General features: G+C 29.8%; 21 protein-coding genes. 6 read left to right on the top strand and 15 right to left on the bottom strand.

Annotated features, from left to right (window positions below):
* Positions 1-17: 17 nt before the first annotated feature.
* The 4 genes from JOP69_RS05490 (at position 18) to JOP69_RS05475 (ending at position 1,777) form a co-directional block, all read left to right on the top strand.
* On the top strand, positions 18-584 hold the full coding sequence (locus JOP69_RS05490; RefSeq protein ID WP_203394429.1) for a hypothetical protein: 567 nt from the start codon (positions 18-20) through the stop codon (positions 582-584).
* Positions 585-793: 209 nt separating this feature from the next.
* Complete coding sequence (locus tag JOP69_RS05485; RefSeq protein ID WP_203394430.1) at positions 794-1,162, top strand: cupin domain-containing protein; 369 nt, start codon at positions 794-796, stop codon at positions 1,160-1,162.
* 108 nt (positions 1,163-1,270) lie between these two features.
* Complete coding sequence (locus tag JOP69_RS05480) at positions 1,271-1,435, top strand: hypothetical protein (protein ID WP_203394431.1); 165 nt, start codon at positions 1,271-1,273, stop codon at positions 1,433-1,435.
* A gap of 9 nt (positions 1,436-1,444) precedes the next feature.
* Positions 1,445-1,777 carry a GNAT family N-acetyltransferase gene (locus JOP69_RS05475; protein ID WP_203394441.1) on the top strand — a complete coding sequence of 111 codons (333 nt, stop codon included), beginning with the start codon at positions 1,445-1,447 and terminating at the stop codon, positions 1,775-1,777.
* A gap of 229 nt (positions 1,778-2,006) precedes the next feature.
* Here JOP69_RS05475 and folD read toward each other — a convergent pair whose 3' ends face one another.
* From folD to msrB, 10 genes are all read right to left on the bottom strand, one after another.
* On the bottom strand, positions 2,007-2,882 hold the full coding sequence (gene folD / locus JOP69_RS05470) for a bifunctional methylenetetrahydrofolate dehydrogenase/methenyltetrahydrofolate cyclohydrolase FolD (protein ID WP_203394432.1): 876 nt from the start codon (positions 2,880-2,882) through the stop codon (positions 2,007-2,009).
* Between the two features lie 86 nt (positions 2,883-2,968).
* A complete protein-coding gene (ffh, locus tag JOP69_RS05465) occupies positions 2,969-4,297 on the bottom strand; it encodes a signal recognition particle protein (RefSeq protein WP_203394433.1) in 1,329 nt (442 codons plus the stop codon).
* Positions 4,298-4,531: 234 nt separating this feature from the next.
* Entirely contained in the window at positions 4,532-5,074 is a 543-nt protein-coding gene (locus JOP69_RS05460) for a DinB family protein (RefSeq protein ID WP_203394434.1), read from the bottom strand.
* Between the two features lie 191 nt (positions 5,075-5,265).
* On the bottom strand, positions 5,266-6,651 hold the full coding sequence (locus JOP69_RS05455) for a hypothetical protein (protein ID WP_203394435.1): 1,386 nt from the start codon (positions 6,649-6,651) through the stop codon (positions 5,266-5,268).
* Positions 6,652-6,777: 126 nt separating this feature from the next.
* The gene (locus JOP69_RS05450; protein WP_215602623.1) at positions 6,778-7,974 is read right to left on the bottom strand and encodes an IS256 family transposase; all 1,197 of its coding nucleotides are present in this window, start codon (positions 7,972-7,974) and stop codon (positions 6,778-6,780) included.
* 144 nt (positions 7,975-8,118) lie between these two features.
* On the bottom strand, positions 8,119-8,817 hold the full coding sequence (locus JOP69_RS05445) for a hypothetical protein (RefSeq protein ID WP_166386423.1): 699 nt from the start codon (positions 8,815-8,817) through the stop codon (positions 8,119-8,121).
* Between the two features lie 83 nt (positions 8,818-8,900).
* Positions 8,901-10,049 (bottom strand): hypothetical protein, encoded by a 1,149-nt coding sequence (locus JOP69_RS05440; protein WP_203392112.1) that lies wholly within the window; start codon positions 10,047-10,049, stop codon positions 8,901-8,903.
* Between the two features lie 4 nt (positions 10,050-10,053).
* Positions 10,054-10,737: a hypothetical protein gene (locus JOP69_RS05435; RefSeq protein ID WP_203392113.1), complete on the bottom strand. Its 684-nt coding sequence runs from the start codon at positions 10,735-10,737 to the stop codon at positions 10,054-10,056.
* Between the two features lie 3 nt (positions 10,738-10,740).
* Positions 10,741-11,268 (bottom strand): T9SS type A sorting domain-containing protein, encoded by a 528-nt coding sequence (locus JOP69_RS05430; protein ID WP_203392114.1) that lies wholly within the window; start codon positions 11,266-11,268, stop codon positions 10,741-10,743.
* Between the two features lie 100 nt (positions 11,269-11,368).
* The gene (gene msrB / locus JOP69_RS05425) at positions 11,369-11,845 is read right to left on the bottom strand and encodes a peptide-methionine (R)-S-oxide reductase MsrB (RefSeq protein WP_203392115.1); all 477 of its coding nucleotides are present in this window, start codon (positions 11,843-11,845) and stop codon (positions 11,369-11,371) included.
* A gap of 187 nt (positions 11,846-12,032) precedes the next feature.
* Here msrB and JOP69_RS05420 point away from each other — a divergent pair, with 187 nt between their 5' ends.
* Together JOP69_RS05420 and JOP69_RS05415 are read left to right on the top strand one after the other, a co-directional pair.
* Complete coding sequence (locus JOP69_RS05420) at positions 12,033-12,845, top strand: M48 family metallopeptidase (RefSeq protein ID WP_203392116.1); 813 nt, start codon at positions 12,033-12,035, stop codon at positions 12,843-12,845.
* An 84-nt stretch (positions 12,846-12,929) separates the two neighbouring features.
* Positions 12,930-14,237 carry an MFS transporter gene (locus JOP69_RS05415; RefSeq protein ID WP_203392117.1) on the top strand — a complete coding sequence of 436 codons (1,308 nt, stop codon included), beginning with the start codon at positions 12,930-12,932 and terminating at the stop codon, positions 14,235-14,237.
* A 54-nt stretch (positions 14,238-14,291) separates the two neighbouring features.
* Here the strand turns inward: JOP69_RS05415 and JOP69_RS05410 are convergent, their stop codons facing one another.
* The 5 genes from JOP69_RS05410 to purB form a co-directional block, all read right to left on the bottom strand.
* The gene (locus JOP69_RS05410; RefSeq protein WP_203392118.1) at positions 14,292-16,505 is read right to left on the bottom strand and encodes a TonB-dependent receptor; all 2,214 of its coding nucleotides are present in this window, start codon (positions 16,503-16,505) and stop codon (positions 14,292-14,294) included.
* Positions 16,506-16,871: 366 nt separating this feature from the next.
* Positions 16,872-17,186 (bottom strand): hypothetical protein, encoded by a 315-nt coding sequence (locus JOP69_RS05405; RefSeq protein ID WP_203392119.1) that lies wholly within the window; start codon positions 17,184-17,186, stop codon positions 16,872-16,874.
* Between the two features lie 5 nt (positions 17,187-17,191).
* Positions 17,192-17,956 carry a TerC family protein gene (locus JOP69_RS05400; RefSeq protein WP_203392120.1) on the bottom strand — a complete coding sequence of 255 codons (765 nt, stop codon included), beginning with the start codon at positions 17,954-17,956 and terminating at the stop codon, positions 17,192-17,194.
* A 1-nt stretch (position 17,957) separates the two neighbouring features.
* A complete protein-coding gene (locus JOP69_RS05395) occupies positions 17,958-18,425 on the bottom strand; it encodes a hypothetical protein (RefSeq protein WP_252191198.1) in 468 nt (155 codons plus the stop codon).
* Between the two features lie 20 nt (positions 18,426-18,445).
* Entirely contained in the window at positions 18,446-19,789 is a 1,344-nt protein-coding gene (purB, locus tag JOP69_RS05390; RefSeq protein WP_203392121.1) for an adenylosuccinate lyase, read from the bottom strand.
* Between the last annotated feature and the right edge of the window lie 34 nt (positions 19,790-19,823).

Here is a 19,823-nt window from a genome sequence, read left to right as displayed (position 1 = left end):
CGACTTAAAACAACAAAATGATTAAAAAAAATATCTCACCAATTATAGTAATCGCATTTTCTCTATTTATAATTAGTTGTAGTAACAGTAGTAAATTTAAAATTGAAAAAGGAAAAGTTGGTGAAGTGACAACTAAAACGACTATTAATCAATTAAGTACTATTTTTAAAAATGATTCTATCGTTAAAAATTTAAGCGAAGGAGCACAAGGTGATAATTACTTTCAGGAAGATGATGAATATTATATTTTTGAAAAAGGAGGGAAGCTATTGCTTACCATTTTGCCAAAAGAACAATTAGATTCTACGTCTACTATAAAAAGTATCGAAATTCATGATGCACGTTTTAAAACAGCATCTGGGATTAATGTTAACTCAAGTTTTTCAGAGATAAATGCCAATAATAATATTAACAGAATAGAAACGACTTTAACATCTGCAACGCTTTTTTTAAACGACTTAAATGCAACGATAGCTATAGATAAAGAAGAATTAGGTTTAAAAGATTTTACAACTCAAAAAGTTACAAAAGAGCAAATTCCAGATTTGGCAAAAATGAAAACCTTTATCGTTTGGTTTAATTAGGGCGTATTTTGTGCGTTTTATTTTAAACACAAAACCGCGCTAGGAATTTATCTTGAGCGAAGTCGAAAGGCTATATCTTTTTATGCTGAAATAATTCAGAATTCTAAAAAAACATTTATTTAATTAATACTATTTTGTTTTTGTAATTAAATAAGTGTTTTTTGCATAAAAAGGATGCCGTTTCAATCGCTTACGCAAAACTAATCTTTATGAAGAAAAAATATACCATTCAAAAATCACCATTTGTAGTTCCAACTACAGACGGTAAACTAATAGAAGAACACTTTGGTAATGCAACCGATGGAAATTCTCAAATAAGTATTGCACACATGATTGCGCCTTCTGGTTGGAGTGAACCTTTTCAAACCCCAAAATTTGATGAATACACCTATATTATAAAAGGAAAAAAACAATTTATTATTGATGGCGAAACAGTTGTTTTATCCGCAGGTGAATCTATCAAAATAGAAAAAAATACCCGAGTACAATACTCAAACCCTTTTACAGAACAATGTGAATATATGGCAATTTGTTTGCCTGCATTTTCTATAGATATGGTAAATAGAGAAGAAAATTAACCTTACTTTTCCTCTATTAGAATAAAAGTAAAGTTAAAAGCAAGAAATAGAGTTGTAATAAACACTGTTTGTTGGCAGTAATAACCTAACAAAAAAACATCTAGAACTATGGTGGAATTAAGGAACTATCAAATAGAAATAGCTAAGCAGTATGCTGAATATAGAAATAACCCAATTATATTTGATAATGGATATGATAAAGTTCCTAATCCTTTCACGTTAAAAGACGCTAAAGAGTTTATAAATCTGCAACTTAAAAAAGAACTTCCATAAAGAAAATTAATATATTGGAAAGGTCAATTCGTAGGAGAAATAGGAATTGAAATTAAGGAAGATGTATTTAGATTAAGTGCAGAAATGGGATATTTTATTGGAGAGCCTTTTTGGGGAAAAGGAATTGCTTCTAAAGCAATAAAACTAATGACAGATTATGTGTTCAATAATTTTAATATTATAAGAATTGAGGCTGGCGTTTTCGATTTCAATAAACCATCTATGAGAGTGTTAGAAAAAAATGATTTTAGTATAGAAAGCATTAAAAGGAACGCAGTTATCAAAAATGGGAAAATTATAAATGACCATATTTGGGTTAAATTAAAGGAATTAAAAGAATAATAGTATTGCCAACACCGTGTATAATGAATTGCTGGTTTTAGCCAATTTACGAAAGTCCTTGCTGTATAATATTTACTAACTTTAGTGCTTGATATACGCAACGAATCATACACAGCAACGATGGTCTTTATTTACAAACGCTTTAAAAAGATAAAAGCTCTTCTAATTTTCCGTATTTCAGAAAACTAGAAGAGCTTTTATAAATTTTATTAAATAAGTTCTTAAAAACTTAGTTATTTCTGTGACAAGCCAAAAGGGTGTTTTTTAACAACATTGCTATGGTCATTGGGCCAACTCCACCAGGAACAGGTGTAATAAAATCAGATTTTTTAGAAACTTCATCAAAGGCAACATCACCTACTAATCTAAATCCACTTTTTTTACTAGAATCTGGTAAACGAGTAATACCAACATCTATAACAGTTACATGATCTTTTACCATATCTGCCTTTAAAAACTCTGGAATACCAATAGCAGCAATAATAATATCTGCTTGTAAAGTTATTTCTTTTAAGTTTTTAGTTCTACTATGGCACATGGTTACAGTTGCATTACCAACCTTTCTTTTTTGCGATAATAAAATACTCATTGGGCTACCAACAATATGACTTCTACCTAAAACAACCACGTGTTTTCCAGAAGTTTCAACATTATATCTATCTAATAATTCTAAAATTCCGAAAGGAGTTGCAGAGATAAAAGTAGGTAAATTTAAAGCCATTTTTCCAACATTCGTTGGATGAAATCCGTCTACATCCTTATCAGGGTTTATAGCCATTAATATTTTTTGTTCATCAATATGTTTAGGCAACGGAAGTTGTACTATAAAACCATCAATGTCTTTATCAATATTTAAAATTTCAATTTCATTTAATAAATCTTCTTCAGTAGTGTCTTCTGGTAATCTAATTAAACTAGATTCAAATCCAACACGTTCGCAAGCTTTTACTTTTGCGTTTACATAAGTAATACTTGCTCCGTCGTTTCCAACAATTACAGCTGCTAAATGAGGAGTGTCCGCTCCATTGTTCTTTAATTCTCTTACTTCTAAAGCGATTTCTTCTTTAATATCTGCAGATGTTTTTTTTCCGTCTAATAAAATCATTTCTAGTTTGTTGTGTTGTTGTTGTTGTTGTTGTGTGTTATGTGAAAATAAAAAAGATAAACGTGCGTTTATCTTTTTTAATATTTTTATTTCATCCCTTGCATCATTTGCATCATCTTTTTGCCACCACCACCTTGCATCATCTTCATCATTTTGCTCATCTGGTTAAATTGCTTCATCAGTTGGTTTACTTCGTTAACAGAAGTTCCAGATCCTTTTGCAATTCTCTTTTTTCTACTTGCATTTATAGTTGTTGGTGTGCTTCTTTCTTCTGGTGTCATAGAATGTATAATTGCTTCAATACCTTTAAAAGCGTCATCATCTATATCTACATCTTTCATTGCTTTACCAGCACCAGGAATCATACCCACTAAATCTTTCATGCTACCCATCTTTTTAATTTGTTGAATCTGACTTAAAAAGTCATCAAAACCAAATTGATTTTTAGCAATCTTTTTCTGTAATTTTCTAGCTTCTTCTTCGTCGTATTGGTCTTGTGCTCTTTCTACTAAAGAAACAACATCTCCCATACCAAGAATTCTGTCTGCCATTCTATCTGGATGGAATACATCTATAGCATCCATTTTTTCTCCAGTACCAATAAACTTAATTGGTTTATCAACCACAGATTTAATAGATAAAGCGGCTCCACCACGTGTATCTCCATCTAATTTTGTAAGAACAACTCCATCAAAATTTAAGATATCGTTAAAAGCTTTTGCTGTATTTACAGCATCTTGCCCTGTCATAGAATCTACTACAAATAAAGTTTCTTGCGGACTTACAGCTTTATGAATGTTAGAAATTTCATTCATCATTTCTGTATCCACAGCTAAACGACCAGCAGTATCAATAATAACTACATTTTTACCGTTTGCTTTTGCATGCTTTATAGCGTTTTGTGAAATTTCTACAGGATTGTTGTTCCCTACTTCAGCATATACCTCAACGCCAATTTGTTCTCCAACAACTTGTAATTGATTAATTGCTGCAGGTCTATAAACATCACAACCTACTAATAAAACTTGTTTAGACTTTTTATCTTTTAGAAAGTTTGCTAATTTTCCTGAAAAAGTAGTTTTACCAGAACCTTGTAAACCAGACATTAAAATTACGGTTGGCGAACCACCTAAATTAACACCTACAGTTTCACCTCCCATTAAATCGGTTAGTTCATCTTTAACTAACTTTACCATTAATTGCCCAGGGTTTAACGTTGTTAATACGTCTTGACCTAATGCTTTGGTTTGAACTCTTTTGGTAAATTCTTTGGCAATTTTAAAGTTTACATCGGCATCTAATAACGCTCTTCTAACTTCTTTTAGCGTTTCTGCAACATTAACCTCTGTAATTTTACCATGACCTTTTAGGGTGTGTAAAGCTTTATCTAATTTATCGCTTAAATTATTAAACATAATTCGTCTTCTTTTTTAGGAATCACAAATATAAGAATTAGAATAGTTTTTTATTGAATCAGAATTAGAAAATATGTAGTTAAAGATATTTATTCATTGATTTGATATCAATTAAAGGAAAATAGCTGAAGTAAAAACGTTGTTTCTAATTAAAATATTGAATAATATGTATTTAAAATAGAAGGTTTAATTTTTATCACGAAGTAAAATGGAGTCATTTATAACCTAGTAAGGTTAGCAATAAGTATCTTCACCATAAGTCATTATTAATATTTCGGTATGATGTTCTGTGTGATATGCTGTCCACATAATAATTTCTCTAATAGTCATTTTACCCATTAATGGATGAGGAATTACTAATGTGTCTAAATTTACATCACTAATTTTTTTGATTTTAAATTGTAGTTTTTTACTCTGTATTAGCAGTCTTGTTAATAGACGCTCTCTATCTTTTAGCAAGGGTTTCTTTAACTTGTTGTTATACGTTTTTACTTTATCCTTACTATCAAGTAATTTTTGATGGTAGTTGTTTACAATCGTTTTATAATCTCTAGGTTCTCTATTGCATAACCCAAATTTATATTTTAAAAAAAAGCGAGGGTAGCTTAAAGCATTATTTAAAAGTTGCAAGCTGTTTACTAAATGAAGTATTTGTTGGCCAACAGTCCATTTACCATCGGGGCCTTTTTCCCAATTATCATCTGGTTGCTCTTCTAACCATTTACATAAAGCCTTGTGTTTTTCTTCTAATAAATCTGCAATTGCTTCTTTTTCCATTTATAATAGATTAAGAAAGTAAGATACAAAAAAATACGTTACTAATTGTTAAGACTAAATATGTCTTTATAGCATTGTTTAATTGTAAATAGTTGTTTTTTTTAGCAAGTGCTATTTTTTATACATTACTATTCAACTCAAACAGACATATTACTTTTTTTAAACATAATCGATTTAATGAACTACTTATCTTAATTAATTTTTTCAATAGTTAACATAGTTCCAGAGGGTATTATAGTTAAACTATCTGGAATTCCTCTATCACTTTCGAAAACTCTACCTTCAACTCCAATTTTATCATTTTTAAGTAAATCTAAAATTTTCACCATCATTATAGTACTTTTATTCACCAAACTACTATTTTGATAGCTATAAGATTTTGTATTATTTACTGATATTGTGTTTTTTATAAGTTGAAATTCTCCTCCAACTCGAACATTATTTATTACTTCGGATGTAATTCTGTAAGTAATTTTATAACGTCCTGCTTTAAGTACAATAATACCATCTGAAGTATTAGTGTAGTCTGAAGAGTTGGGAGTAAAATCTTGAGATTGAAAGTTGATGGTTGTAAAATTGGAAGATTCTGCAACTGTTTGTATTGCATTTGGGTAACATTCGCTTACTGTAGGTGTAAAAGTTGTTTTAGGAATATATTTAGAAATTGTACTATCATAAACTAAAGTTTGTCCGTCTATTGGATTTATGTTGGAAACATCTATGCTTTGTATTTTTTTAACGGTTGCTGCAGCCAAAGTTCCGGAAATATCTCCTGTAATTATTAACGCAGATAAATTGGTTTGTTTTGATATTTCTGCATCGTTTTCTAATGAAATTTCTAAATTTTTACCATCTGCATTTAAAGTATAAATATCAATTTTTTGAGTATCCGTATTTATAGTTGAAGAATTTACCCAACCTGTACCAGTAGTGGTTGCAGATAAAATTTGTCCAGTATTTCCTGCAGAATTATTTTCATCTAGAATATGACCATTTAATTTTAATGTCTGTTTTATTGTTACAGTAGTATTATTAGATATTTCATCTATGTTTAGAGCTTCAATACCACCAACTGAAAAGCTAATTTCATCTGCGACAGGGCTGTACATTCCTGTATCTGTATCATTTTTAAATCTATATGATGGTCTACCTAAAGTGCCATCAGAGTTTAAAATGCCTTCCGTTCTCATGGCCCCTGTAACATGAAGTTTATTGGTTGGAGAACTTGTTCCTATACCCAATCTATTATTAATATTATCCCAGAATAATTGAGAATTATCTTCTGTTAGTTCACCTGTTACACTTCCAAAAAATATAGATCCTTCGGTAGCTGTTGGAGATAGTTTTACCCAAGTAGTTCCGTTATAAATTTTAATAGTAGTGGGTGAGGAGGAGGTATCAAACCAAATATCGTTTTCTACTGGATTTAGATTACCCGTATTAGAGGTTGTAACGGTATTATTTCTTATATTAAGTATAGTACCTTTACTATTTATAACACTAATTTCTTGTGCATACATACTATTTACTAGCAGTAGTAAAAAAGATATAATATGTAGTTTTAGAAATTTGTGCATTTTTATTGATAAAAAATAATTTTAAAGTTAAGAGAACTAATTCTTTTATAAACAACTAGGATTATTTTAAGAAAAGTGACACTATCCTAAAATCTGTGTAAGTTGAAAAACTCAGGGTTAAATTATTTATAGTTTAATCCTGTTTTCAAATATAGCTAAAAATTGATTAAGTATAATTCCCCAATTTCTAATTGGCATTGTCCACTTTTTAGTACTTTCTCTCAGTGCTAAAAAAACAGATTTCATGACAGCTTCATCGGTTGGGAACGAGAGTTTGTTTTTAGTATATTTTCTAATTTTCCCGTTGAGATTTTCTATAAGATTTGTGGTATAAATTATAGTTCTTATTTCTATAGGGAAATCAAAGAAAACGGTAAGTTCATCCCAGTTATTTTCCCAACTTTTAATCGCATAAGAATATTTAGAATCCCATTTATCTTTAAAATCTTTTAAGGATGCCTTTGCAGCTTCTTTTGTAGGTGCAGTATAGATTTGTTTCATGTCTCTGGTAAACTCTTTTTTGTCTTTCCAAACAACGTAACGACAAGAGTTTCTAATCTGATGCACTACACATATTTGAGTAACAGAATTAGGGAAAACAGTTTTAATTGTATCTGTAAATCCGTTTAAATTGTCGGTTGCTGTGATTAAGATATCTTGTGTTCCTCTAGCTCTAATATCTGTTAAAACACTCATCCAAAAAGCAGAAGATTCATTCTTCCCTAACCATAAACCAAGTACTTCTTTTTTACCATCGGTTCTCAAACCTACAGCAATGTAAATGGTTTTGTTGATGACTTTAGAGTTTTCTCTAACTTTAAAAACGATTCCATCCATCCAAACGATAAGATATGTTGCTTCTAAAGGTCTATTCTTCCAAGCTATAATATCATTGGTGATACTATCGGTAATTCTTGATATAGTACTTGTGGAGATGTTAAAATCGTAAAGTTCTCGTATTTGTTCTTCTATATCACTATTGCTCATCCCTTTTGCATAAAGGGAAATTATAATGTTTTCTATACCTTCTGTAGTACTTTCTCTTTTTTTAACAATCATTGGGTTAAAAGAACTTTCACGGTCTCTTGGAACGTTTATTTCTGTCTCCCCTAAAGTTGTTTTTAGTTTCTTTTTGGTATACCCATTTCGAAGATTAGTTGATTTACTTTTTTGATGTCGATCATAATCTAGGTGAGCATCTAATTCTCCCTCAAGGATCTTTTCTATGCCTCGTTTATGAAGCTGTTCTAAAAAATTAGTAAGTTCTGATCCGCTTTTAAATTGCTTTAAAAAATCTTCGTTTAAAATGTCTTCTGGTTTCATAAGTATGTAAAATTTAAAATTAATAAAAAAATCTCAGGTTAATTAATTAACCTGAGATTTTAAAACTTACACACTTTATGAGACAGTGCCAGAAAAGTAAAATTATGACCTGTATTTTACAAGTCATAATTTTAAATATGCTATTTATTTAATAAAGTGTACTTCAAAAACATCTCCAGTATAAGCAGCACCACCTAATGCAGCGACAACTATGTTGACTTCATTAACTGTTGTAATTGTATAATCTGTACCGGATCTTAATTTAGCCCCATTTCTATAAACAGATACACGATTAACGTTTGTAGTTGCTAACATACCAATAGCATCCACAGTAAAATCGGTTGTTACATCTGCAGTTAATTCTGTTTCATCCCATAGAACGTCAATAAAGTTTGTCAATAAAAGTTTTTTTGTTTCGCCACTAGCTTCATCCCTAACTAATAATGAGTACCCAGTGGTATCAAAAGCAGTAGCAGCAGAGTTTTCGGCATCTCCGGCCGTAGCATCAATTCCATCAATTCCTGTAATTGCAAAAATAGCTCCAGATGCATCAATATAAGTATCATCAGTTAAAGTGCCTCCTAATTGCCAGGTGGTAATTATACCTCCATTGGGTGCGGTATCAGTAAACATTGTTACGCCATTACTAGATTGTAAATACTTAATTGTACCTTTATTATCAATCACTTTAATAGAACCGCCAGCTTCACCTAAAACAGTATTTGCTTGTTTTGTAAAATCTGTAGCAGCATTTGTTGATGTATTCGTTCTTTGCGCGTTTATTGCAGTGCTTATCATTATTATAAGGCTTAATACTGTTAATTTTAAATAATTCCTTTTCATAGTTTTCATTTTTAATTGATTTAGTTTTTTACGTTTTCATTTTAATTTGTTTTTATTCACAGGCTTTTAGTTTTTATTATCATTTAATAGAATTGTACTATTCTAATTTTATCGTCTTGGTAGCATTTTGCTTCTCGTTCTAATTTTATAGTAGTAGTATTAATTGCTGTAAAATTGATACGAACACCATTTCTATAAACGTCTATTTTATCCGTATTTGTAATGTTTAGGGGAGTAGTAAAATCAATTTGTCCTTCATAAGCAATTATAACTACTTGTTTTTTTTGAAGGAAAGTAGAAGTAGGTTTTTGTCTTAAGACACCGGTACTTTTATCTATTACAATTATTTTATCTTCGGTATTTGTACTTTCTAATAACCCTGCAATGGCAAATGTGTTAGTTACGTCTGTAGTAATTATAGTCGGTTCAATTAAAATGCCCCCTAGTTTTATGTTATCACCATTTGTATAAAGTCCATTTATTGCCTCGGTGTTTTTAGAAGATACCCAATGAGTTCCATCAAATATTTCAATACATTTACAAGTCTGGTTCCACACTTGATCTCCAGTTACAGGATCTTTAAATTGTATATTTCTAAAACTATCATTATCCACTACTATAAGTCCAAATTCATTTGTAGGGTCAAAATCATCATTAATAGGAATCCATTTTGTGTCATCCCAAATCATTAATGATGGGTTGTTATTTAGACCATAATTTGTAAGCCAAATAATATCTCCCAATTTAAAAGGAAGAGATAAGTCTCCTAAAGAGTTTACTATTTTTATGTTTCCATTTCTATTCCCGTTTCCATTTTCAGGTTGAGGTATGTATAGTATCTTCTGACTGTCTAAAAAGACAAAACCATCGTTATTGTTCAAAATATTTAATTCAACATTTAAATATTTTAATTTTCCATCCCAATTAATATCATAAAAAGTATTGTTAATGGGGGTTCCTTCACCTATAATAACGGAAACCATTCCGTTTTCATCTGTATTAATTGTATGTTCTTCTATGTATTCTGTACCTGCTTCATTTGTTATTGTAAAACGCAAAGCAATTTCTTCTAGACCTAAAGGAACCTGGTTCTCTAATACATCTGTTCCAGGAATCTGAATTTCTTTAGTATTTAAAATTAGCGCCTGATAATTAAAACCTGGTGTTTGACCAAACACAAAAGTGCTGGCTAATAAAAGTAAAATAAGCAGTGTTTTATGCGAAAATTTCATGTTTTTAGAATCGTCTTCTATTGTTTAATCTTAAAATATAGAATAACAATCCGAACGAAAATGCCTTGGTGTGAAATGAATATGATTCTTCTATATTACTGTCTTGGCTTTTTTCTTTAAAACTATCGGCTACATTATATTTTATATAGGTAGATAGATTATCATGAATAACATACTCTACACTTATTCCTCTGTGTATTCTAAGTAGATTTTTGTCGAATGTATTTTCCTTGTATAAATTAACTGTATTGTCTTTAGAGGTCCTTGCTCCAGCAATAAGCCAATCGTAAGAAACATGTGCGTGTATTTGTACTTTTAATCGTCTTTCATTAACAATAGCAAAATTAGCGCCTGCTTTTAAGGTTATATAACTTAAATCATAGGTTGCTGGTATGCTAATATTACCTGAATAATAACCAATGTTAATTTTATATTTGTTGTATCCGAGACCTAAATCCCAAGTATATCTTTCTTCATATAATTTAAACCTAAAACCACCTTCCATAAAAAAATCTTGTGCTTTTGAATAACTTAAATCTAAAGAGTTATTACCTAAATTATTTACATAATTTTTAAAATAGGCATTTTCAAAACCAGTTTCAATATAGACCTGTTGTGCTTCTGTTGTATAATTTATGAAAATAAATACAACAGTTATAATTATAATATGTGAGATATTTTTCAACATCTCTTATTCTGTTTTTAGAAGCTTTTCTGTAAATGTACTAGTACCACTTTGTATGCGTATAATATAAGTTCCTATACTATAATGTTTAAGGGGGATAAGTAAATTGTCTGTAGGGGTGTATTCTTTTGTAAAGATGATTTTACGATTGATGTCATAAATTCGTATATGAATTTTATGCTTAGTTTCTTTAGAGAAGTTAAGTGTTATAAATTCTATAAAAGGATTTGGAGAAATTACAAGTCTAAGAGATTCATCAATAATATCTATGTTAGAATTATTGATGTTAAATATTTTACTATTATTTAAAAACCCTTGTTGAACATTTATTTTACTAGTACTTTTTGTGCCAATAATACTAGATTGACCAATGCTTTGTGCAATTTGGTACCTTATTTTATTTTTAGAAATAGATTGTACAGAATTGCTACCTACAGTAGATATTGTAGAATTTAAAAGAGTTCGTTTTGTATGTTGAGAATAAGTTTCAAATACAAATAAAACAAGTATTATTAAAAGTGATTCTTTAATCAATGAAAATTTCTTTTTAATTATAATGCAGTTATTTTTCTAAATATATGCATTATTAACAAGAAATTAACTAAAAATAAAGTATTTTATTTATTTCTATTGATTAGTTAGCAATAAATTCTAAAGCATCACCATTAATACAATGACGTTTTCCGGTAGAGTTTTTAGGGCCATCATCAAAAGAATGTCCTAAGTGACCACCACAAGTATTGCATTTTAACTCTGTTCTAGCGTACCCAATTTTATAATCGACATCTAATTCAACATTATTTTTAATAGCTCTGTCAAAAGAAGGCCAACCAGAACCAGAATCATATTTGTACTCAGATTTATATAGAGGTGTTTTACAAGCAGCACAAACATAAGTACCAGTAGCTTTGTTTGTGTTAAAAGAACTAGAAAAAGCTCTTTCTGTGCCTGCTTCTCGTAATACATAATATTGTTTAGGAGTTAATATTTTTTTCCATTCGGCATTTGTTTTTTCAATGGTATAGGTTTTTTGTTCTTTGGATGAAGTCTGAGCATTGCTAGAACAACTAATTAAAAAAAGTAGCGTAAGTAAGGAGAATATATTTTTCATAAAAGTATCTTGTTTCTATTTTCGACGAATATTATTTGCAAAAATTACAAATTTAACTTTCTTTAAAGTATTATTTTTTTGATAAAGTTAGAATATGTAATTTTATAAAATTCTAAAAGATACTTTATAGTGACAATTTAAAGTAATATGTGTCTTATTAAGTATTGATGATAAAAAAAATAAATAGATGAAAAAAACAATTATTTTAGTTTTAACGGTTTTCCTTTTTGTAGAATGCAGTACCGTGCCAATTACAGGTAGAAGCCGTGTTAATTTTGTAAGTGATGCTCAGGTATTACCTTCTAGTTTTGCTCAATATAGTAGTTTTTTAGAAGAAAATAAGTTGTCTACAAATAGGGTAATGTCTAACCAAATAAAAGAAGTTGGTAAAAATATTTCTGCTGCGGTAGATCGTTTTATGAGAGCAAATGGTATGAGTAAAGAAGCAGATTCTTATAGATGGGAGTTTAATTTAGTAGAAGATAATACAGTAAATGCTTGGTGTATGCCAGGAGGTAAAGTTGTTTTTTATACTGGTATTATGCCAATTTGTGCAAATGATAATGGAGTAGCTGCTGTAATGGGGCACGAAGTTGCACATGCTTTTGCTAAACACGGTCAAGAAAGAATGTCTCAAGGGCAATTACAACAATTAGGTGGTGTTGCTGTGGCATTAGGTACTTCTGGTAAAAGTTCAGAATCGCAACAATTATGGAATACCGCATTTGGAGTAGGTTCTGGTTTAGGAATGTTAAAGTTTAGTAGAGTGCATGAACAAGAAGCAGACAGATTAGGTTTGGTTTTTATGATTATGGCTGGTTATGATGGTAGAGAAGCTGCTGAGGTTTGGGTAAGAATGAGTGCTAATTCTGGTGGAAGTTCGCAACCAGAAATTTTAAGCACACACCCTTCTAATGAGTCTAGAATTCAAGATTTAAGAAATTATTTGCCGACAGCTAAAAAATATGCGGCACAATACAATGCCAAAGTAAAGAATTAAATAAATTAGAAAAGGAATAGATTTCCTATATTGTGGCCGTTCAAATTAGTATTTGAACGGCTTTTTTTATAAATAAAATATGCTATGTTAAAAATAGGAGATAAAAAATTAATCAATGCTTGGGCTTTTTATGATTGGGCAAATTCAGTATATTCTTTGGTTATAAGTACTGCTGTTTTTCCTATTTATTATGCAGGTTTAACTACCTCAGAAGGTTTTGCAAATGCAGATGGTAAAATTGCCTTTTTAGGTACTTTATGGACACCGACAACCTTGTATAATTATGCTATGGCTTTTTCATTTTTAGTGGTCGCTTTTATTTCGCCAATGCTTTCTGGTATTGCAGATTATGCCGGTAATAAAAAGAAATTTTTAAAAGGTTTCTGTTTACTAGGCGCGCTGTCAGTAATGAGTTTATTCTTTTTTACAGGAAAAGAAACGCTTTGGGTGGGAATTCTTTTTACCATTTTAGCAAGTATTGGGTTCTGGGGAAGTATTGTGTTTTACAACGCCTATCTGCCAGAGGTAGCTTTACCAGAACAACAAGACAATGCCAGTGCAAAAGGGTTTATGTTAGGGTATTTAGGTTCTATAATATTATTGCTTTTGTGTTTGGTTTTAATAGAAACTAAAGTTTTTGGTTTTTATGATAAACAACTGGGCTCTCAGTTATCTTTTGTCTTAGTAGGATTGTGGTGGCTTGGTTTTGCACAAATAACCTATGCTAAATTGCCAAACGAAGAAAAAAAAGAAATCCCTAAAGACAATTATTTTTCGAAAGGACTAAAAGAAATAAAAAAAGTAGCCAAAGAATTATTTGCATACAGAGAATTAAAAATATTTTTAATTTCTTTCTTTTTATGGAGTATTGGTGTACAAACAATAATTTTAATGGCGGGTATTTTTGGAACTATTTTAGGTTTAGAAACCTTAAACTTAATTGGTACTATTTTACTAGTTCAGTTTGTAGGAATTTTAGGAGCTTTCTTGTTTTCTAGATTGTCAAATAAAATAGGAAATATCAAAACATTAAAAATTACCATTGTAATTTGGGGAGTTGTTTGTTTTATTGGTTTTAACCTCACAAAAGAGACGCCGAATATAGATATATATTTTTATGTTTTAGGAGCTTTAATAGGTTTGGTAATGGGCGCTATACAGTCTTTAGCAAGGTCTACCTATTCTAAAATGTTACCAAAAACGGAAGATACTGCATCGTATTTTAGCTTTTTTGATGTTACAGAAAAAATAGCTTTGGTGATTGGTATGGTTACTTTTGGAATTTTAAATTCTATGATATCGATACAATCTAGTGTATTGGCACTAGCTGTATTCTTTTTGGCTGCTTTTATTTCTTTAAGTAGGATTAAGAAAACCGAGTATGTGCATTAATAATATAAAAAGAACCTCAAAGATTTTTAAAACCTTTGAGGTTTAAGTTGTTATCTACAATACGAAATTAATCCCTAAAACAATATTTCGTCCTTGGTTTAAAATTCCATCTGCTTTTAATCTTGATAAATGATCAATATATTTTTTATTCAAAATATTATTTGCAGATACACTAGTAGAGAATTTGATATTATTTATCTTAATATCTCCGCCAAAACCAAAGTTTAATAAATTGTAACTAGGAGAATAGGTTTCAAACTCACTAACTTTATTTTGTGAAAAAGTACTTTTTAAAGTTAAAGAAGCATACCCTTGTTGTAACCAATTCTGAATGTTAAACTCAGTTCTTAAGGTGTTTTTCCAAGAATTAGCAGGGATTAAAGGTAAATAATTTCCATTATCTTGTTCGCCAATTACGGTTTCAAAAGTACTTTCTAAATGCAACCAGTCTAAAGGATGTGGGTGTAAGTGAAAACCAAATTCACCACCATATAATTTAGCGTCTTCTTGCAGATAATTATAAACAGGATTTCCATCTTCAATAGTACCAGTAGGAGAGATGTAAATATAGTCGTTTATTTTATTGTAAAAACCGTTTGCAAATAGTTCAATATGTTCTGTTTTATATTCTAAAGAAAGATCAAATTGAAAATTCTGTTCATTGGTAAGGTCATTATTTCCTTTCTCGAATCGGTTGGTACCTTCATGCACGCCATTAGAAGTTAATTCTGCTAAATTAGGTGCTCTAAAACCAGAAGCTATGTTTATTCTAGTTGTAATTTTATCAGTTAATGAAGCTTTATAGCCTAAAGAAGTAGTAAAACTATTGAAAGATTTATAAATAGCTTCAAAAACACGAACATCTCCATCTTCAGAAAGTTCATGTCTTTCTGTGTTTATATTTCTATTATCATATCTAATTCCGGCTTGTAAACTATTTTTATTCCAAGAATAATTTGCAGTGGTAAAAATTCCAAAATCATTTATAGTAGCATCAGGAATTAAGATTTCTTCACCAAAATTGGTGTTTGTTTGATGTAAACCTTGCACTCCAGAAAGAATTTCTACACTTCCAATTTTAGGAAAATGATATTTTCCATTATAACTAAATGTTTTTAATTTCATTCTTAAAGCAGCTTCATCACCTTCCTCAAACTCTTGTCTGTCATTAAAAGTATATCCCAAATCTAAATCTAATTTAGAATCACCTAAAAAGAAATGATTGTGAGAACTTAAAATATGATTATCGACAATTTGATAAGGATCTAAAAGAGTTTTACTTGTAGACTGTTCGCCAATTCCGTCTTCTGGTAACCCTAATTGAGATCTGTTAAAATTATAACGAATTTCTGAGGTAAAATTATTTTTAGAATACCCAATTCCTGTTTTAAAATCCTTTTCATTAAAACGAGTATTGGTTACTCTCTCATCTGTTGGGATTTTATAATCTGAATGATTTGCATACGTTGCTCTTGCTAAAAATTTCCAACTTTCCGAAGATAATTTTGCGCCAATAGAAGTATTAGTACCTATAGTATTACCAAAAAAACGATGACTAAAATTTATTTCTTTATCGTTTTCTGATGCAAATTTTTCTGGATTTAAATATAAAACACCACCCAAAGCATCAGAACCATAAAGTAGAGAGGCAGGGCCTTTTATAACTTCAACACTACTTATTCCTGCGTCATTAATCCCTAAACCATGTTCGCCACCAAATTGCTGGTTTTCTAATCGAATGCCTTGTGTATATACTAAAACTCTATTTCCGCTTAAACCTCTAATTACGGGTTTCCCTATAGAAGCACCTGTAGAAATTTGTGATACTCCAGCAATATTTGTAATTCCTTCGGCAAGTGTTGTCGCTCCTGTTTTTTGAATTGCTTTTGCGGATAACCTTTCTATTTTCATTACATTTTCTGACTGTAATTTATTAAAAGGTGCAGAAATGATTACTTCATCCATTTTAAAAGCAGTTTCTTTTAATTGAATATCTAATGATACGTTTCCGGTATTAAAATCAATGATTTTAGAGACTGTTTTAAAACCTAAATAACTAAAATTAATTTTAATTTTCCCATTAGGGATATTTTTAAGTACATAGGTTCCGTCTTCTTTAGAAGTAGTTCCTTTATGCAATTCTGGAGTGTTAATTTGTACGTCGGCTAAAGAGTTATTATCTATATCCGTAATTTTTCCTGAAATGCTATTTTGTGCATTCACAGAAAATCCCGCCACTAAAAGTAGCAATGTTATTAATGTTTTCATTGATGTTTTTTTACTGATTATTAAAATCTATGCGTCATTTTAAATAGTATGAAGCAATCTGTTTGTTTTATAGTGAGGTTACTTCGTCATTCATCCTACCATTTATATATTTGGTGGTGATTCTGTTTTAATGATCTATTGAGTTTAAAAGTTAAGAAAAACCTTCCGGTAGTCATTTCGACGATAGGATAAATTTCATAATTTAGAAAACCAAAATCATGTAACTTTAAGTAATTTCTTCAAAGCTTCGCTAGATACTTTCAATTAAAAAATATTTTAATTTAGTAGTAGTAGAAATGACAAAACTTCACTAGATCATTTTCGTTTGAGAATTTTTTTCTCGCGTATCAAAATGACAATTGTAATTTAAACAGTAAAATAGGGTGGGCCTCTAGATGTTTTTATAGACTGACAAACTTCTTTAATTCTTTGAGGTTTATCTATGAAAATTGAAGTGTAATAATGCGCAGGAATTACATCGAAATTAGATGTAAAATCCATTGAAAATATGGTTAAATGCTTATGGAATTGAGCACAATTTAAATGTTGATTATGTATGTGATGTTCACTAACAGAAGTACATACAGAGTGTTCATGATTTTGTAAATCGTGAATTATTTCTATAGATGTTGGTAACATCAATAATAAGAGAAAAAAAAAGCTAAATAATTTTTTGTACAAAAGTTTTATTTTTTTCTAATTTTTAAATTTAGCATTTCTACCCCTAAAGAAAATGCGATCGCAAAGTACAAATAACCTTTTGGAACCGCACCAACAGATTGGTTAAAAATTACTGTATTAGATAAATGAGCACTTTCTGTAATCAACATAAAACCTATTAAAATTAAAAAGGACAATGCCAACATTTGTATCGTCGGGTTTCTGTTTACAAAATTACTAATAGGGCTCGAAAAAATCATCATAATTATAATAGAAACAATTACGGCAATAATCATAATTAATAATGCGCCATCAATTCCGTTAGTCATACCAACGGCAGTTAAAATACTGTCAAAAGAAAAAACGATGTCTATTAGTATAATTTGAATTATAACATTTGTAAGAGATATTACTTTTGGCGTTTTTAAAATTTCATCTTCATTTGTGTGTTCTACTTTTTCTCTAATTTCTTTGGTACTCTTGTAAAGTAAAAAAAGGCCACCTAAAAATAAGATGATACTTTGGCCTGTTAAAGCTGTTTTAAACCAACCAATATTAATTTCTAAAAAAGGTTCTTTAAAAGCAATTAGATAAGAGATACTAATAAGTAATAAAATTCTAGTAATCATTGCTAAAGACAATCCTAGAAGTGTTCCTTTTTTTACTTGGTGTTTAGGTAGTTTATTAGCAGAAATTGAAATAAAAATAATATTGTCTATTCCTAAAACTATTTCTAAAAAAGTTAAGGTTAATAAGGCAACCCAAGTATCTAAATGTAAGAAAATTTCCATTTTACTTTACTTTATAAACAGTACCGTTTTGTTTAAATTTACTAAAACCAATTTTTGCAGTAAAATTATAAGAGCTGTCAGTAACTTTTGTTATTTGAATATAAATAGGATCTTTATCTAACTCTCTTTTTGGAGATTTCATTTTTAAAGAATAAAAGAAATTATTTTTCCATTTGATATATAAGGTATCAATATGTTTCATTCTTTTTTCAGTTGTAATACTGTCATTAGAAATACTTATAATCTTTTCGTATTCTTCAATTTGAAGGCTATCTTTTCTTATTACGGTGGTTTTACTATATCCTTTTCCTGCAGGAATTTCAAAAACTCCTTTTTTAAAACGATCTCCATTGTCTTTAATTTCTGAATGACAAGAAGTCAGAAAAAAGAAAAGAGATAAGAGAGAAAAGAACATAAATCTTCTTTTATTTATATTAAAAACAGAAACTTTTACATTCTTTACTCTCATAATATTTACTTCTTAAAAATTTATATTCCTGTATAGTTTGCAGGTGTAATTGCTTTTAATTCTTCTTTAATTTCTGACGAAACTTCTAAAGTGTCAATAAAATCTGCAATAGATTTTTGGTTGATTTTAGCATTTGTTCTTGTCAACCCTTTTAAGGCTTCATAAGGGTTAGGGTATGCTTCTCTTCTTAAAATAGTTTGAATAGCTTCTGCAACAACTGCCCAATTATTTTCTAAATCATCCTCAAATTTTTGCTTGTTTAGTAACAATTTGTTCAATCCTTTTAAGGTAGATGTAAAAGCGATAATTGTATGCCCAAAAGGCACACCAACATTACGTAAAACCGTACTGTCTGTTAAATCACGTTGCAAACGAGAAACTGGTAATTTTGCAGATAGGTGTTCGAAAATTGCATTTGCCAATCCTAAATTTCCTTCAGAGTTTTCAAAATCAATAGGATTTACTTTATGTGGCATTGCTGAAGAACCAACCTCACCGGCCTTAATTTTTTGTTTAAAGTACTCCATAGAAACGTATGTCCAGAAATCTCTATCTAAATCTAAAACAATAGTATTTATACGTTTTAGCGTATCAAACAAAGCAGCTAAATGATCGTAATGTTCTATTTGAGTTGTAGGAAAAGAGTGATGTAATCCTAATTTTTCTTGTACAAAAGTACTTCCAAATTCCTTCCAATCTATGGTTGGATAAGCCACTTTATGAGCGTTATAATTACCTGTTGCACCACCAAATTTAGCAGCACTTGGTATGTCATTTAATAAGTTAAATTGCTCTTTTAAACGAACTACATAAACATCTATTTCTTTACCTAACCTTGTAGGAGATGCTGGCTGACCATGCGTTCTTGCCAACATAGAAATGTCTTTCCACTCAATAACTAGTTCTTGTAATCTTTCTAAAAGCTCAAAATATTGAGGAACATAAACATCATTCATTGCTTCTTTTATAGAAAGCGGAATTGCAGTATTGTTTATGTCTTGAGAAGTTAAACCAAAATGGATAAATTCTTTATGTGCTTGTAAACCTAATGCATCAAATTTTTCTTTGATAAAATACTCAACAGCTTTTACATCATGATTGGTAATGCTTTCTATATCTTTTATTTTCTGAGCATCTTCTGCAGTAAAATCGATATAAATTTTACGTAAATCACCAAATAAATCGGTATTAAAGTTTGCTAATTGTGGTAAAGGAATTTCGCACAAAGCAATAAAATATTCAATTTCTACACGAACTCTGTATTTTATTAAAGCTTCTTCAGAAAAATAGTCTGCTAATTTTGATATTTTATCTCTATAACGTCCATCAATAGGAGAGATGGCATTTAATTTAGTTAAGTTCATTTTTTAGTTATGTTGTTAATTGCAAAAATAGTGA

The organism is Polaribacter sp. Q13 (genome assembly GCF_016858305.2).
Lineage (GTDB): Bacteria > Bacteroidota > Bacteroidia > Flavobacteriales > Flavobacteriaceae > Polaribacter.
This window is presented reverse-complemented; position numbering and strand designations above follow the sequence as displayed.

Coding starts and splice junctions, on each gene's coding strand:
- JOP69_RS05490 (WP_203394429.1), top strand. CDS start 18: ATGATTAAAAAAAATATCTCACCAATTATAGTAATCGCATTTTCTCTA.
- JOP69_RS05485 (WP_203394430.1), top strand. CDS start 794: ATGAAGAAAAAATATACCATTCAAAAATCACCATTTGTAGTTCCAACT.
- JOP69_RS05480 (WP_203394431.1), top strand. CDS start 1,271: ATGGTGGAATTAAGGAACTATCAAATAGAAATAGCTAAGCAGTATGCT.
- folD (WP_203394432.1), bottom strand. CDS start 2,882: ATGATTTTATTAGACGGAAAAAAAACATCTGCAGATATTAAAGAAGAA.
- ffh (WP_203394433.1), bottom strand. CDS start 4,297: ATGTTTAATAATTTAAGCGATAAATTAGATAAAGCTTTACACACCCTA.
- JOP69_RS05460 (WP_203394434.1), bottom strand. CDS start 5,074: ATGGAAAAAGAAGCAATTGCAGATTTATTAGAAGAAAAACACAAGGCT.
- JOP69_RS05455 (WP_203394435.1), bottom strand. CDS start 6,651: ATGCACAAATTTCTAAAACTACATATTATATCTTTTTTACTACTGCTA.
- JOP69_RS05450 (WP_215602623.1), bottom strand. CDS start 7,974: ATGAAACCAGAAGACATTTTAAACGAAGATTTTTTAAAGCAATTTAAA.
- JOP69_RS05445 (WP_166386423.1), bottom strand. CDS start 8,817: ATGAAAAGGAATTATTTAAAATTAACAGTATTAAGCCTTATAATAATG.
- JOP69_RS05440 (WP_203392112.1), bottom strand. CDS start 10,049: ATGAAATTTTCGCATAAAACACTGCTTATTTTACTTTTATTAGCCAGC.
- JOP69_RS05435 (WP_203392113.1), bottom strand. CDS start 10,737: ATGTTGAAAAATATCTCACATATTATAATTATAACTGTTGTATTTATT.
- msrB (WP_203392115.1), bottom strand. CDS start 11,845: ATGAAAAATATATTCTCCTTACTTACGCTACTTTTTTTAATTAGTTGT.
- JOP69_RS05420 (WP_203392116.1), top strand. CDS start 12,033: ATGAAAAAAACAATTATTTTAGTTTTAACGGTTTTCCTTTTTGTAGAA.
- JOP69_RS05415 (WP_203392117.1), top strand. CDS start 12,930: ATGTTAAAAATAGGAGATAAAAAATTAATCAATGCTTGGGCTTTTTAT.
- JOP69_RS05410 (WP_203392118.1), bottom strand. CDS start 16,505: ATGAAAACATTAATAACATTGCTACTTTTAGTGGCGGGATTTTCTGTG.
- JOP69_RS05400 (WP_203392120.1), bottom strand. CDS start 17,956: ATGGAAATTTTCTTACATTTAGATACTTGGGTTGCCTTATTAACCTTA.
- JOP69_RS05395 (WP_252191198.1), bottom strand. CDS start 18,425: ATGAGAGTAAAGAATGTAAAAGTTTCTGTTTTTAATATAAATAAAAGA.
- purB (WP_203392121.1), bottom strand. CDS start 19,789: ATGAACTTAACTAAATTAAATGCCATCTCTCCTATTGATGGACGTTAT.